The organism is Cribrihabitans pelagius, assembly GCF_048820915.1.
Lineage (GTDB): Bacteria > Pseudomonadota > Alphaproteobacteria > Rhodobacterales > Rhodobacteraceae > Cribrihabitans_A > Cribrihabitans_A pelagius.
The window spans coordinates 111,027-125,102 of the sequence record NZ_JBMERR010000002.1; the positions used below are offsets into that span (position 1 = coordinate 111,027).

Genomic DNA, 14,076 nt, shown 5'->3' on the forward strand with positions numbered 1-14,076 from the left:
GGGTTATCCGATGTCAAAACGCGACTACTACGATATTCTGGGGGTGTCCAAGGGCGCCTCGGCCGACGAGATCAAGAAGGCCTACCGCAAGAAGGCCAAGGAACTGCACCCGGACCGGAACAAGGACAATCCGGAATCGGAGGCGCAGTTCAAGGAAGCCAACGAGGCCTATGAGGTCCTGAAGGACGGCGACAAGAAAGCCGCCTATGACCGCTTTGGCCATGCTGCCTTCGAAAACGGCATGGGCGGCGCCCGCGGCGGGGGCGGCGGCGCCCAGGGTTTTGGCGGCGGAGATTTCTCCTCCGCCTTCTCCGATGTCTTCGACGATCTGTTCGGCGATTTCATGGGCGGCCGCGGCGGCGGCGGCGGGCGCCAGCGCGCCGCACGCGGGGCCGACCTGCGCTACAACCTCCGCGTCACGCTGGAGGAAGCCTTCTCGGGCCTGCACAAGACGATTCGCGTGCCCACCTCCGTGGCCTGCGGCTCCTGCGAGGGCACCGGCGCCGAAGGCGGGGTCGAGCCGACCACCTGCCCGACTTGCTCCGGCATGGGCAAGGTGCGCGCGCAGCAGGGTTTCTTCACCGTCGAACGCACCTGCCCGACCTGCTCGGGCCTGGGCCAGATCATCAAGAATCCCTGCAAGACCTGTCACGGCCACGGCCGCGTCGAGAAGGACCGCTCGCTGTCGGTGAACATCCCCGCCGGGGTGGAAACCGGCACCCGCATCCGTCTTGCCGGCGAAGGCGAAGCGGGTCTGCGCGGCGGGCCTCCGGGCGATCTCTACATCTTTGTCGAGGTGGCGGCGCACAAGCTGTTCGAACGCGACGGCAACAACCTTTACTGCCGGGTGCCGGTGAGCATGGCCAAGGCCGCGCTTGGCGGCGCCATCGAGGTGCCGACAATCGACGGCGGCCGCGGCCGGGTGCAGATCCCCGAGGGCAGCCAGTCCGGCCGTCAGATGCGGTTGCGCGGCAAGGGCATGCCCGCCCTGCGCGGCGGCGGACCGGGCGATATGTTCATCGAGCTTGCGGTTGAAACACCGATGAGCCTCACCGCGCGCCAGAAGGAGCTTCTGCGCGAGTTCGAGGATATCTCGGAAGACGCCACCAACCCCGAATCGCGCAGCTTCTTCTCCTCGGTGAAGAGCTTCTGGGACGGCATGAAGGGGTGAGCAGGCTTCCTGGAAGAGTTCCGGGGAAGCATTTCGCTTGCGAACAGGCGCAGCCCCGGCCTCTCCCAGCGGGCAACTGAGTAAAAAGCGCCCCAAGGGGCGCTTTTCCTTTTTCCAGCCCGGAAACGTGCCGAAGGCGCCGGCTCCGCTTGACCGTTTCCGCTTGGGTTCGGGAATTCCAGGAAAAGAGCCGATGCCGCTTCCAACGGTGCACAGAAGGTGCACAAGGGGTGCACGCATCGCACCCGCTCGGCCCGGGATCGAAGAGCTCGCTTTTCACGCAGCCTTACCGCCCCGGTTAACCGGCCGGAAACCATCCCGCAGCCACCCTGCCCGCATGCCCAAGCCGCCTGCCTTCGAGGAAGCCACCCTGCCGCTGTTTCCCGACAGCAGCCCGGCCGCGCCAGCGCTCCCCGCGAACGGCCGCCTGCCCTCCTACATCCGCGACCACCGCACCCGCCTGCGCAGCCGTTTCATGCAGGGCGGTGCCGCCGCGGTGCCGGACTACGAGCTGTTGGAACTGGTCCTCTTCCGCTCCATCCCGCGCCAGGACGTAAAACCGATCGCCCGGCAACTGATTGATGTCTTTGGCGATTTCAACCGCGTGATCACCGCGCCGCCGGAACGTCTGGCGCAGGTGAAGGGCATCGGCACCGCGGTAATCACCGATCTCAAGGTGCTGGAGGCCGCCGCCCATCGCATGGCCCGCGCGCGCATCATGCAGCGGCAGGTGATCTCCAGCTGGGACGCGCTTCTGGATTATTGCCACACCACCATGGCGCACCGCGAGACGGAGCAGTTCCGCATCCTGTTCCTCGACCGCAAGAACGTGCTGATCGCCGACGAGGAACAGGCCCGCGGCACCGTCGATCACGTTCCCGTCTACCCGCGCGAGGTCGCCAAACGCGCCCTTGAGCTGAACGCCAGCGCATTGATTCTTGTGCATAATCACCCCTCCGGAGACCCCACACCTTCGGCCAGCGACATCTCGATGACCGAGCAAGTGCAGACCGCCCTCACGGCCCTCGGGATCGTGCTGCACGACCATCTCATCATCGGAAAGTCAACCGAGCTGAGCTTCCGCTCCCAAGGCTACCTCTGACCCCAGCCCGGCCCCGCTAAAGCGAACGCTCCCGCGCCCGCAGGTGCCCCGGCCGCGCCGGAACCCCTTGGCGGCGTTGGGCCGCGCAGCGCACCTTCGGTGCGCTGCATGCGCTGCCGCAACGAAAATCTTGCACACAGGCGACTCCCGCGGGACGCCCCGCCGCGCGCCAGCGCGGCGCCCGGCCCAACGGGCGCAGCCGCATCTGTGATGCGGCGCACGCCGGGCGGGAGCCCTCCGCCGCAATAATCACCGCACCCAGACCTCGACCCGGCGGTTCACCTGGCGGCCCCACGCGCTGTCGTCGCAGGCCATCGGCAGCGTCTCGCCAAAACCCTCGGCGCTGAGTTTCACCCGGCTCAGGTCCGCTGTCTCCGCCGCCTCCAGCACCGCATCGCGCACGGCACCGGCGCGCTCCAGCGCAATCTCCCGGTTGCGTGCGGCCGGGCCTTCGCCGTCGGAGAAGCCCGCAAACACCAGTTCACCCGCATCAAACGCACCCGTCTCCAGCGCCCGGGCCAGCTGCTCGATATTGCCGCGGGACTGCGCATCGGGACGCGAGGAGCCGGGCTCGAAGCGGAACGACAGGCTGAGACGCTGCAACCCGTCGAAAGCGCGCAAGAGCCGCTGCAGCTCACCCAGCCCGCTCTCGCCCTGCGCCGCCAGGATCGCATTGGAGAGCCGGCTGCCCTGCACCGCCAGAGGGATGCGCTCCGCCGCCTGGTCGATGAAGCCCGCGCGCCGGATCACCAGCTGCGCCGCAGGCCCGCGCACATAGGCGAGGAAGTCCCGCGCTACCTTGGGCAGCCGCCGGGCCGGCAGGTAGAGGAACATTGGCGCGTTCAGAGGGTAATCCTCGGTCTTCACCGCGCGCCGGCCCGCTTTCAGCGCAAAGCCGCAGGTCCCGGCCAGGGTCAGAACCCGGGCGGTTCCGGTTTCGGCAAAGCTGCCGACGCCGATGGCAAAGGGGTCCGTCGCCACCGCCCGCACCAGCGCGCTGCTGCGGTCGTGGCGGCGGGCGGCAGAAGACAGCCGCGCCCCGAAAGGCACCATCAGCCGGTCCTCGACGGTCTGCGCCAGACCGGAGCCCGCCACCGGCAGATGCAGCGCCACCGGCGCATCCGGCCCGCCCAGCTGCTTCCAGTTCGCGATCTCTCCCGACAGCACCGCCGCCAGCTGCGGCAGGGAGATTTCCCGCACCGGGTTGGAGGGCGCCACCACCGGCACCAGCGCATCCAGCGCCAGCACCCGGCTGCGGCCCGGCCCGGTCAGATCGCCAAGCCCGGCGCCGCGCGCCATTGCCTGCTCCTGCACCCGGATCTCGCGCAGCGCCATCACGATATCGGCCTGGTCCGCCAACAGCGACGCGAAGCCCTCATCGGTAGTGCTGATGTCGAAGGTGAACCGCGCGGCGGGCGCGTCCGAGCGCAGCAGGACATAGCTGAAGTTCCCGCCCGGCAGCGCGTCTCGTTCGGTCTTGTAGCCATTGCGCAGGGCAAAGCCCTCGATCAGCGCCGGCAGCAGCACCTCCGCCATCGCCGAGGCCCCGGCAAAGGTCAGCTCCGCCACGAAATCCGACAGGCTGGGGCAGCCCGGCCCCTCGCAGCTTACCCCCGAGCCATCCACCGTCAATTCGCCGAACTGCGTGCGCACCCGGTAGAACTCACCGTCAAAGCCGAGAAGGTCGCCAGTGATCTCCACCGCCCCGTCCGGCGAGGACAGGGTCACGTCCTGCGCCGCAAGCGGGCGGCCAAGCGCGGTCAGAATAAGTGCGGCACAGAGGGCCGCACGCAAAAAGGACATGGGATTACCTGACTTTGCCGCAGATCAATTGGCGGCGAGTTTCAGGTTTTCGGCCAGATTATTCAACACCAGAAAGCTGCCGGCTGCCTCGCAGCCCGGCATAGACAGGGACAGGTCGCGGCTGCCCAGACGGCCGTCCTGCAGGTGCAGCGCCTCGGCAAAAACGTCACGGCCGCAGTTTGCCTGCGTCACCTCGGCTTCGGCGGTGAGCGCGGTGCCGGGGTCCTGTGCCGCGGGCCGCGTGTAGACCTCGCTGATGCGCGCACCCGGCCGGGCGCTGCTGCCGAGGCGGACCAGACGCGGCGCCGCGCCAGCGGTCGCCGGCGCCTCCGCGCCATGCCAAAGGTGACCCGGGCTGCCGTATGCGGCGCCGTTTTCGCGGGCGTGCATCTCGAACCCGCTGCCGCCGCGCCATTGCAGCACCATACGCTCCATGCCCTCCAGCCCGGGAACCTGCGCGCTGGCCGCCGCACCGCCGCCATCGGCCGTCTCGATGACAAACACCGCGTGTTCGGCCAGCGCAGGAACACGCGCCTGGTAGCGGCCGGAGCCGTCCAGCGCGGCGGTGAACATCATGCCGCGGTGATGCACGGTAACTGCCTCACCCGCGCGGCAGGGAGCGTCCACCGACAGAAGGACCGAGGCGCCGGCCGCCGGCGCCGCCGTGGCAATGAACGCACAGGCGGGTTTCAGCGCCGGATGCGCTTTGGCAGGCCGAGCCGTCCGCGCAACCGGAGCGCTCTTGCCAAGGCCGGGCGGCACCGAGGTCAGGGTGATGTTTTCGATGGTGAGCGCGGCAGGCCCGGCCTCCGCAGGCAGAAGCGGCACCGCCGGGCGGCTCTGCTCGCGGGCGGCTTCGGCACCGGTGAATTGCATGAAGACCCCGATCCCCAGGGCGCAGGCCAGGGTCGCGGCACCGCTCAAGAGCACGTGTTTATTCAGCATCATGGCCTCCAGTCCCGGGGGTGGTCGAGGCATCCTCACCCGGAAATCCGGCCAGACTGTGGCCAAGGGCGGGTGAGTTTCGGGCAAATCCGGTGACGAGCCCTGTTTTGTCTCCGTTTCAGAAACAAACGTGGCCTCTTTCGCCGCTCCCGCTGCGCGTCAGCGCAGCGCCCGGCCCAACGGGAACCGGGCTTTTTTAAAGTCCCGGTGACCGGCGGGAGGGCCCCGGCGCAGCGCGCGCCGGGTGTTGATCGCACAGGCTCAGACCAGGCTGCCGTGGCAGTGCTTGAATTTCTTGCCGGAGCCGCAGGGGCACTTGTCGTTGCGCGAGGGTTGGCCCCAGGTCTCGGGGTCATCCTCGACAAAGCCGGGTGCGGGCTCCTCCGCTGCCGGGGCTGCCGGGGCCGCGGAGGCGGCCGCCATCTGCTGCATCGCGGCCTGGCGTGCGGCCATGTCGAGCAGCATCTGCTGTTGCTCTTCTTCGGTCATCGGGCGCACCCGGCTCAGCTGCTGGGTCACCTCTTCACGCAGGCTGTCGAGCATGCTTTCGAACAGCTGGAAGCTTTCGTTCTTGTATTCATTCAGCGGGTCGCGCTGCGCATAGCCGCGGAAACCCACGACCGAGCGCAGGTGCTCCAGCGTCAGAAGGTGCTCGCGCCATTTCTTGTCGATGGTCTGCAACAGCACCTGCTTTTCGATGTTGCGCATGTTTTCCGGGCCGAAGGCCTCGGTCTTTTCCGCCATCAGCTTGTCGGAGGCCGCCACCAGCCGCTCGCGGATCTGCTCGTCGTCGACGCCTTCCTCGGCGGCCCAATCCGCGACCGGCAGATCCAGCGACAGATTCTCGCGCACCTGCTCCTGCAGCCCTGCCGTATCCCACTGGTCAGCGTAGGTCTTGGGCGGCATGAAGGTGTCGATCAGATCGTCGATCACCTCGTGGCGCATGTCGCCGACGATTTCCGACAGATCCTCGGCCGCCATGATCTCGCGGCGCTGGCCAAAGATCACCCGGCGCTGGTCGTTCATCACGTCATCGAACTTCAGCACGTTTTTGCGCATGTCGAAGTTGCGGCCCTCGACCTTGGCCTGGGCGCGTTCCAGCGATTTGTTCACCCATGGATGAATGATCGCCTCGCCTTCCTTCATACCGAGCGAGGAGAGCAGCTTGTCCAGCCGCTCGGAGCCGAAGATGCGCATTAGATCGTCTTCGAGGCTGAGGTAGAAACGGGTGCGGCCCGGGTCGCCCTGACGGCCCGAGCGGCCGCGCAGCTGGTTGTCGATGCGGCGGCTTTCGTGGCGCTCCGACGCCATCACGAACAGCCCGCCCGCCTCCAGCACCTTCTGCTTTTCCTCAGCATGCTTGGCTTCCTCCGCGGCGCGCAGCGCGGCGGGGTCGGCCTCGGGGTTCTCCGCCAGGCGTTCCAGCACCCGCATCTCGACGTTGCCTCCGAGCTGGATGTCGGTGCCGCGGCCCGCCATGTTGGTGGCGATGGTCACCGCGCCGAGGCGGCCCGCTTCGGCGACGATCTGGGCTTCCTGCTGGTGGTGGCGCGCGTTCAGCACGTTGTGCGGGATGCCTTCCGCCTGCAGCATCTGGCTCAGCAGTTCCGACTTCTCGATCGAGGTGGTGCCGAGGAGGACCGGCTGGCCCTTCTCATGCGCCTTCTTGGCTTCGGCGATCATCGCCTCGTATTTCTCGCGCGCGGTGCGGTAGACCTGGTCGTCCTCGTCAACGCGGGCAATCGGTTTGTTGGTCGGCACTTCGACCACACCCAGCCCGTAGATTTCCTGGAATTCCTCGGCCTCGGTCATCGCGGTGCCGGTCATGCCCGACAGCTTGTCATAGAGGCGGAAGTAGTTTTGGAAGGTGACCGAGGCCAGCGTGGTGTTTTCCGGCTGGATCGCCACCTCTTCCTTGGCTTCGATCGCCTGGTGCAGCCCTTCCGACAGGCGGCGGCCCGGCATCATGCGGCCGGTGAACTCGTCGATCAGCACCACTTCGCCGTCACGCACGATGTAGTCCTTGTCGCGCTGGAACAGCTTGTGCGCGCGCAGCGCCTGGTTCACGTGGTGCACCACGGTGGTGCTTTCCGGATCGTAGAGCGAGGCGCCCTCTTCCAGCAGCCCCTGCTCCTGCAGCAGGTTTTCGAGGTATTCGTTGCCGTCCTCGGTGAAGGTGACGCCGCGGGTCTTCTCGTCGATCTCGTAGTGGTCCGCGGTCAGATGCGGGATCACTTTGTCGATGGTGGCATATAGCTCCGAGCGGTCCTCCGCCGGGCCGGAGATGATCAGCGGCGTGCGCGCCTCGTCGATCAGGATCGAGTCGACTTCATCGACGATGGCGAAGTTGTGCTGCTTCTGGAACACCTGGTCGAGCGACGGTTTCATGTTGTCGCGCAGGTAGTCGAAGCCCAGCTCGTTGTTGGTGGCGTAGGTGACATCGCAGCCATAGGCGGCCTGCTTTTCCGGGTCGGCCTGCCCGGACCAGATCACACCGGTGGTCATGCCCAGCTGCGCAAACACCTTGCCCATCCATTCGCTGTCGCGCTTGGCCAGGTATTCGTTCACGGTGACCACATGCACGCCTTTGCCGGTGAGCGCGTTGAGATAGGCGGGGAAGGTCGCAACAAGGGTCTTGCCCTCGCCGGTCTTCATCTCCGAGATATTGCCCTGGTGCAGGAACACGCCGCCCATCAGCTGGGTGTCAAAGGCACGCAGGCCAAGCGCCCGTTTGGCGGCTTCGCGCACATTGGCGAAGGCTTCGGGCAGCAGATCGTCCAGCTTGGCGCCGTCCAGCGCGCGCTTGCGCAGCTCTTCGGTCTTCTGTTTCAGACCCTCGTCGCTGAGCTTCGCGAACTCGTCCTCCAGCGCGTTGATCTGTGCGATCAGCGGCCGCGTCGCCTTGACTTTCCGGTCGTTCGGCGTGCCGAAAACCTTTTTGGCGAGTGTTCCGATACCCAGCATGTTTTCTCCAACGGTCCTGTCTGCGGCCCCTGTTCCGGGCAGGCTTGCCCGCCCCGCCCGCAACCCATAAACAAAGGGGGAAAAGACGGTCCTGCCAAAGGCCTCAAAGCGATGTAAGGGGCAGGGTATAGAGTGTCAACGCCGCGCCCCGCCGCGGCCCAGGAATAGGAAGATTTCAATGCCCAAAGGTCTCACTTTTCTGCGTGGCATGGCAGTGGCGGCCTGGACTGCGCTGCCGCTGGCAGCAGTGGCCGCGCCCCATGCCAACACGGTGGTTGCCACGGTCAACGGCGAGGACATCACCATCGGCCACATGATCATGGCCCGCGAAACCCTGCCTCAGCAGTATAAGCAGCTGCCCGACGATGTGCTCTACAATGCGATCCTCGACCAGCTGGTGCAGCAGACCGCGCTGAAGCAGGAGCTGCATGGCGAGGTTCCGCATGACGTGCAGCTGTCGATCGACAACGAGCGCCGCGCGCTCTTGGCCGCCAAGGTGATCGGCACCGTGATGCAGGGCGCCACCAGCGACGAACAGCTGCGGGCGGCCTATGAGGAAAAATACGCCACCGGCGAGGGCGTCGACGAGTTCAAGGCGGCGCATATCCTGGTGGAAACCAAGGAAGCCGCCGAAGCGATTGCGGCCGATCTGCAGGATGGCGCCGATTTTGCCACCCTGGCCAAGCAGAAATCCACCGGCCCCTCGGGCCCGAGCGGCGGCGAGCTGGGCTGGTTCGAAACGGGGCGCATGGTGCCGGAGTTCGAAGCCGCGGTACTTGAGCTGCGTCCGGGCGAGGTTTCCGCCCCGGTACAGACCCAGTTCGGCTGGCACGTGATCCTCCTGCACGAGCGCCGCAAGACCGAAGCGCCCGAGTTCGAGGAAGTGCGCGGCGACATCGCCGAGGAGCTGCGCGTGAAGGCGGTGGAAAACCGCGTGAGCGAGCTCACCGCCTCTGCCGAAATCGACAAACCGGAAATCAAGGATCTCGACCCCTCCGTTCTCAAAGACCGCAGCCTGGTAGGAAACTGATCATGGGCGAACCGCTCCCTGTCTCCCCGCTGGCGCCTGCCGGCTTCCCCGATTTGCCGCAGATCGCGGGTGTGCGTTTTGCCGCCGCCTCGGCCGGGATCAAGTACCAGGGCCGCACCGACGTGATGCTGGCGGTGATGGAACCGGGCACCGCGGTGGCCGGGGTCTTCACCCGCTCCAAGACCCGCTCCGCGCCGGTGCTGGACTGCCAGGAAAAACTGGGCGGCGATACGTCCGGGGGCGCGGCGATCCTGGTGAACTCCGGCAATTCCAACGCGTTCACGGGCCATTACGGCCAGACCTCGGTGGCGGAGATCACCGCCGCCGTGGCCGCCGCCGCGGGCCTGCCGCCCGCGCGGGTCTTCACCGCCTCCACCGGGGTGATCGGGGAGCCGCTGCCGCATGGCCGCATCCTCGCCAAGCTGGAGGAGCTGACCGGCGCGCTGGACGGCAACGGTATCGCAGAGGCTGCGAAGGCGATTATGACCACCGACACCTTCCCCAAGGGCGCCAGCGCCGAGGTCGAGGTCGGCGGCAAGAGAGTGCGCATCGCGGGCATTGCCAAGGGCTCGGGCATGATCGCCCCCGACATGGCGACGATGCTGGTCTATATCTTCACCGACGCCAAAGTGGAGCAGGCCGCGCTGCAAAGCCTGCTGGGGGAGACCTGCGACCGGACTTTCAACTGCATCACCGTGGACAGCGACACCTCGACCTCGGACAGTCTGATGCTCTGCGCAACCGGTGCCTCCGGCGTTGACGCCACTGGCGATGCAGACTTTGCGGAAGCCTTGGAGAGCGTGATGCTGGACCTGGCGCATCAGGTGGTGCGCGATGGCGAAGGCGCGACCAAGTTCGTCACCATTGAGGTCACCGGCGCGTCTTCGGACGCGGAGGCCAAGGTGCATGGTCTGGCGATTGCCAACTCGCCGCTGGTCAAGACCGCCATCGCCGGCGAGGACCCGAACTGGGGCCGCATCGTGATGGCGATCGGCAAGTCGGGCGCTGAAGCGGACCGCGACCTGCTCTCGATCTCATTCGGCGATGTGCTGGTGGCGGAAAAGGGCTGGGTCTCCCCGGACTACCGGGAGGAGCTGGGCGCGGCGGAGATGAAGAAGCCGGAGATCACCATCAAGGTGGACCTCGGCCTCGGCGAGGGCAAGGCCACCGTCTGGACCTGCGATCTTACCCATCAGTACATCTCGATCAACGCGGACTACCGGTCATGAAGACCATACTGGTCTCCGCCGTCGCGCTGATCGACGCCGATGGCCGGGTGCTGCTGGCGCAGCGCCCGGAGGGCAAGTCCATGGCCGGGCTATGGGAATTTCCCGGCGGCAAGGTGGAGCCGGGCGAAACACCCGAGGCCGCGCTGATCCGGGAGCTGCACGAGGAACTGGGCATCGACACCTGGGCGTCTTGTTTGGCTCCTTTGACCTTTGCCAGCCACAGTTACGAGGACTTCCACCTGCTGATGCCGCTCTTTGCCTGTCGCAAGTGGGAGGGCATTCCGCACGGCAAGGAAGGCCAGGTGCTCAAATGGGCAAAACCGCAGGATCTGCGCGACTACCCGATGCCGCCCGCCGACATCCCGCTGATCCCGATCCTGCGCGACTGGCTGTAGGCGGGGATATTTCTTTAAGAACAGAAAAAACGGCGCTGGCCAATGCGCCGTTTGGCAATAGCTGCGCCATCTTCGTCAGCGGCCGGCCGGGGCCCTTATTGCCGATCGTTCGCGGTGCGGCAAATGGCTGGTGCTCGCGATTCCCCGGGCTATCCGTCGCGTCCCGGTTCGTTCGGATCGCTGGAGAAAAGTGCGATCTTGTTGCCTTGCGGATCGCGAAGGTAGCCAACATAGAATGTGGGGCCATATGAGGCACGAAAGCCCGGCTGCCCCTCATCGGAACCGCCAGCGCGAAGCGCCGCGGCGTGAAGGTCACGGACCTGTGCCTGACTGCGCGCCTCGAATGCGACCATAGAGCCGTTGCCGGCCGAGGCAGGACGTCCATCGAAGGTGGGTTTAACGTAGAAATCCGGCGGAGCGGGGGACTGACCCGGTTGCAGGGGCAGTGCGTAACTCAGACCCTCAGGCCCCTTCTCCAATTCGTAGCCAAGGGCTGGCAGGAACGCGGAATAAAACCGATTTGCGCGCGCTATGTCGTCTGCACCGACTGTGACGTAGGCAATCATGCTTTGCGTTTCCTTCCGGACGTTTGTTTGGCCATTCAATCGAGATTGCTGCGTTCTTGTAGGCCGCTGCAAGATTCGGCTCAATGCACCTCCCGCGTCGCCGGTTCCCCAAGCCGGCATTGGTGCAATCGCAGCGAGAGCTGTCTCTGTCCCGCATTGCGGCCACGGTGAGACTTTCCGGGAACCTGCAACCCTTTCCGGCTCCCCTAAACTTTAGAGTGTTGTGCCGGTTGCCCGAATTGCCGAAGGGAAGGCAACGTTCCGGCTTGCCTGCAAGTGCGTCTGAGCCCGCGACGCTATACCGTCACCCGGACACTTCCAAAACAAAACCCCCGGCGCAGGCACCGGGGGTTTTCCAATTTCCACGCAGGGCCGGATCAGTCCAGTGTGCGGGTCACTTCCTCGCGCTCGAAGATCTCGATCACGTCGCCCTTGCGGACATCGTCGTAGTTCTCGAACGCCATGCCGCACTCCTGGCCGGACTGCACTTCGGCAACCTCGTCCTTGAAGCGCTTCAGGGTCTTCAGCGTGCCTTCGTGAATCACCACGTTGTCGCGCAGCAGGCGCACGCCGGCGGAGCGGCGGGCAACGCCTTCGGTGACCAGGCAGCCGGCGACCTTGCCGACGTTGGAGACCTTGAAGACATCCTTGATCTCGGCGTAACCGATGAAGTTCTCGCGGATCTCCGCCGACAGCAGGCCCGAGGCCGCCGCCTTCACGTCATCCACCAGGTCGTAGATCACCGAGTAGTAGCGGATCTCCACGCCTTTCTGGTTGGCAGTGTTGCGGGCCGACGTGTTGGCCCGGACGTTGAAGCCCATGATCGGCGCGCCCGAAGCTTCGGCAAGGCCGACATCGGTTTCGGTGATCGCACCGACGCCCGAATGCAGAACCCGCACGCGCACCTCGTCGTTGCCGATCTTTTCCATCGCCTGAACGATGGCTTCGGCAGAGCCCTGCACGTCGGCTTTCAGCAGGATCGGCAGTTCGGAGACGTTTTCGTCTTCCTTGGCCTTCTGCATCAGCTGTTCCAGCGTGGTCGCGGCACCGGCGGCGGCGCGCTTGTCCTTGGCGGCATGGGCGCGGTACTCGGCGATCTCGCGGGCCTGGGCTTCGGTCTCGGTGACGTTCAGAACGTCGCCCGCTTCCGGCGTGCCATTGAGACCCAGCACCTCGACCGGAACCGAAGGACCGGCTTCCTGGACGCGCTCGCCCTTGTCGTTGATCAGCGCACGGACCTTGCCGTACTGCTCACCCACCACAAAGATATCGCCCTGGCGCAGGGTACCGTTCTGAACCAGAACGGTGGCAACAGGGCCGCGGCCCACGTCCAGCTGCGCCTCGATCACGGCGCCTTGGGCGGCGCGGTCGGGGTTGGCCTTCAGCTCCAGGATTTCCGCTTGCAACGCAATGGCTTCCAGCAGCTCGTCCAGGCCCTGGCCGGTGACGGCGGAGACTTCGACGTCCTGCACTTCGCCCGACATCGCCTCGACGACGACTTCGTGCTGCAAGAGGTCGGTGCGCACCTTGGTCGGGTCGGCGGCCGGCTTGTCGATCTTGTTGATCGCCACGATCATCGGCACCTGTGCCGCCTTGGCGTGGTTGATCGCCTCCACGGTCTGCGGCATCACGGCGTCATCCGCCGCAACAACCAGCACCACGATATCCGTCACCTGAGCACCGCGCGAGCGCATCGAGGTGAAGGCCGCGTGGCCGGGGGTGTCGAGGAAGCTCAGCACCGCGCCGCTGTCGGTGGTGACCTGATAGGCGCCGATGTGCTGGGTGATGCCGCCGGCTTCGCCAGCCACGACGCGGGCGTCGCGGATCGCATCCAGCAGAGAGGTCTTGCCGTGGTCGACGTGGCCCATGATGGTGATGACCGGCGGACGCGGTTTCAGGTCGTCGTCCTTGTCCTCGATCTCCTTGATGACGTCCTCGACGTCGGAGTCGGAGACCCGGACCACCTTGTGGCCGAATTCCTCGATGATCAGTTCCGCGGTATCGGCGTCGATGGTCTGGTTCTGCGTGACCATCATGCCCATGTTCATCAGCGATTTTACCACTTCGCCGACGCGCTCGGCCATCCGGTTGGCCAGCTCGGAAACCACGATGGTTTCCGGCAGCTGCACGTCGCGGATGATCTTTTCCCGCTCGACGGTGCCCATGGCCTTCTGACGCGCCCGCTCCTGCTTGCGCTTCATCGCGGCCATCGACCGGTGCCGGCCGCCTTCGCCGCCAGTGGCCTGGCCGAGGGTCAGCTTGCCCGAACGGCGGCCGCCGTCGCCGCGGCCCTTGGCGCTGCGGCCGCGCTCTTCGCGCTCGCGGTCTGCCTTGCGCGGCGCGGCTGCCGGCGCTGCGGACTTCGGCGCGGGTCGCGCGGAGGCTGCGGGTTCGGATTTCTTCTTCTCGGCGTCGGCTGCGGCGCGCTTGGCGGCTTCCGCTTCCTCGGCCTGCTTGCGCTCGGCGTCTTCGGCTTTCTGGCGCGCGCGCTCTTCGGCCTCGCGCTGCTCGCGCTCCTTGGCTTCCAGCTCGGCCCGGCGGCGTTCACGCTCCTCGGCGCGGGCCTTTTCCTCGGCTTCGCGCTGCGCGGCTTCATCCGCTTCGCGGGCCTTGGCGGCCTGCAGAGCCTTCAGGCGGCGTTCCATTTCGGCATCGCTGATGCCGGCGGGCCGGCGCGATCCGGACGCGGCGGGCGAGGCGCCGCTGCCGCCTTTGGCAGCGCCCGGCTTGGGTACAACCACGCGCTTGCGCTTGGTTTCCACCACGACATTCTTGGTCCGCCCATGGCTGAAACTCTGTTTCACGTTCCCCGGACGGGAACCCCCACGCAGACCCAGTGTCTTTTTGCCGTCACTATCGCTCATAAAGCTA

10 protein-coding genes are annotated in these 14,076 nt (G+C 66.2%); 5 read left to right on the top strand and 5 right to left on the bottom strand.

The genetic code is table 11. The features are described 5' to 3' along the window. The first annotated feature begins 10 nt into the window (after positions 1 to 10). Both dnaJ and radC read left to right on the top strand, forming a co-directional pair. Positions 11 to 1,171, top strand: coding sequence for a molecular chaperone DnaJ (gene dnaJ, locus ACOHX0_RS02230; RefSeq protein WP_420675007.1), 1,161 nt, complete (start codon positions 11 to 13; stop codon positions 1,169 to 1,171). 337 nt (positions 1,172 to 1,508) lie between these two features. Beyond that, positions 1,509 to 2,273 (top strand): RadC family protein, encoded by a 765-nt coding sequence (radC, locus tag ACOHX0_RS02235; protein WP_420675008.1) that lies wholly within the window; start codon positions 1,509 to 1,511, stop codon positions 2,271 to 2,273. A gap of 249 nt (positions 2,274 to 2,522) precedes the next feature. Here radC and ACOHX0_RS02240 read toward each other — a convergent pair whose 3' ends face one another. The 3 genes from ACOHX0_RS02240 to secA form a co-directional block, all read right to left on the bottom strand. Beyond that, positions 2,523 to 4,076 (bottom strand): phosphate ABC transporter substrate-binding/OmpA family protein, encoded by a 1,554-nt coding sequence (locus ACOHX0_RS02240; RefSeq protein ID WP_420675009.1) that lies wholly within the window; start codon positions 4,074 to 4,076, stop codon positions 2,523 to 2,525. A 24-nt stretch (positions 4,077 to 4,100) separates the two neighbouring features. Next, positions 4,101 to 5,021: a hypothetical protein gene (locus tag ACOHX0_RS02245; RefSeq protein WP_420675010.1), complete on the bottom strand. Its 921-nt coding sequence runs from the start codon at positions 5,019 to 5,021 to the stop codon at positions 4,101 to 4,103. A 261-nt stretch (positions 5,022 to 5,282) separates the two neighbouring features. Then, positions 5,283 to 7,985 (bottom strand): preprotein translocase subunit SecA, encoded by a 2,703-nt coding sequence (gene secA / locus ACOHX0_RS02250; protein WP_420675011.1) that lies wholly within the window; start codon positions 7,983 to 7,985, stop codon positions 5,283 to 5,285. A 178-nt stretch (positions 7,986 to 8,163) separates the two neighbouring features. Here secA and ACOHX0_RS02255 point away from each other — a divergent pair, with 178 nt between their 5' ends. From ACOHX0_RS02255 to mutT, 3 genes are read left to right on the top strand one after another with little or no spacing between them, the layout of a single operon-like run. Next, positions 8,164 to 9,015, top strand: coding sequence for a peptidylprolyl isomerase (locus ACOHX0_RS02255; protein WP_420675012.1), 852 nt, complete (start codon positions 8,164 to 8,166; stop codon positions 9,013 to 9,015). Positions 9,016 to 9,017: 2 nt separating this feature from the next. Then, complete coding sequence (gene argJ / locus ACOHX0_RS02260) at positions 9,018 to 10,244, top strand: bifunctional glutamate N-acetyltransferase/amino-acid acetyltransferase ArgJ (protein WP_420675013.1); 1,227 nt, start codon at positions 9,018 to 9,020, stop codon at positions 10,242 to 10,244. Then, positions 10,241 to 10,639 carry an 8-oxo-dGTP diphosphatase MutT gene (gene mutT / locus ACOHX0_RS02265; protein ID WP_420675014.1) on the top strand — a complete coding sequence of 133 codons (399 nt, stop codon included), beginning with the start codon at positions 10,241 to 10,243 and terminating at the stop codon, positions 10,637 to 10,639. The genes argJ and mutT overlap by 4 nt, the downstream gene beginning before the upstream one ends. Before the next feature lie 149 nt (positions 10,640 to 10,788). Here mutT and ACOHX0_RS02270 read toward each other — a convergent pair whose 3' ends face one another. Together ACOHX0_RS02270 and infB are read right to left on the bottom strand one after the other, a co-directional pair. Next, positions 10,789 to 11,205, bottom strand: coding sequence for a VOC family protein (locus ACOHX0_RS02270; RefSeq protein WP_420675015.1), 417 nt, complete (start codon positions 11,203 to 11,205; stop codon positions 10,789 to 10,791). Positions 11,206 to 11,582: 377 nt separating this feature from the next. Further along, positions 11,583 to 14,069, bottom strand: coding sequence for a translation initiation factor IF-2 (gene infB, locus ACOHX0_RS02275; protein ID WP_420675017.1), 2,487 nt, complete (start codon positions 14,067 to 14,069; stop codon positions 11,583 to 11,585). Positions 14,070 to 14,076 lie beyond the last annotated feature (7 nt).

Excerpts from the sequence above, each read along its gene's own strand:
- argJ (WP_420675013.1), top strand. The coding sequence starts at position 9,018 with ATGGGCGAACCGCTCCCTGTCTCCCCGCTGGCGCCTGCCGGCTTCCCC.
- radC (WP_420675008.1), top strand. The coding sequence starts at position 1,509 with ATGCCCAAGCCGCCTGCCTTCGAGGAAGCCACCCTGCCGCTGTTTCCC.
- mutT (WP_420675014.1), top strand. The coding sequence starts at position 10,241 with ATGAAGACCATACTGGTCTCCGCCGTCGCGCTGATCGACGCCGATGGC.
- ACOHX0_RS02270 (WP_420675015.1), bottom strand. The coding sequence starts at position 11,205 with ATGATTGCCTACGTCACAGTCGGTGCAGACGACATAGCGCGCGCAAAT.
- ACOHX0_RS02245 (WP_420675010.1), bottom strand. The coding sequence starts at position 5,021 with ATGCTGAATAAACACGTGCTCTTGAGCGGTGCCGCGACCCTGGCCTGC.
- secA (WP_420675011.1), bottom strand. The coding sequence starts at position 7,985 with ATGCTGGGTATCGGAACACTCGCCAAAAAGGTTTTCGGCACGCCGAAC.
- ACOHX0_RS02240 (WP_420675009.1), bottom strand. The coding sequence starts at position 4,076 with ATGTCCTTTTTGCGTGCGGCCCTCTGTGCCGCACTTATTCTGACCGCG.
- ACOHX0_RS02255 (WP_420675012.1), top strand. The coding sequence starts at position 8,164 with ATGCCCAAAGGTCTCACTTTTCTGCGTGGCATGGCAGTGGCGGCCTGG.
- infB (WP_420675017.1), bottom strand. The coding sequence starts at position 14,069 with ATGAGCGATAGTGACGGCAAAAAGACACTGGGTCTGCGTGGGGGTTCC.
- dnaJ (WP_420675007.1), top strand. The coding sequence starts at position 11 with ATGTCAAAACGCGACTACTACGATATTCTGGGGGTGTCCAAGGGCGCC.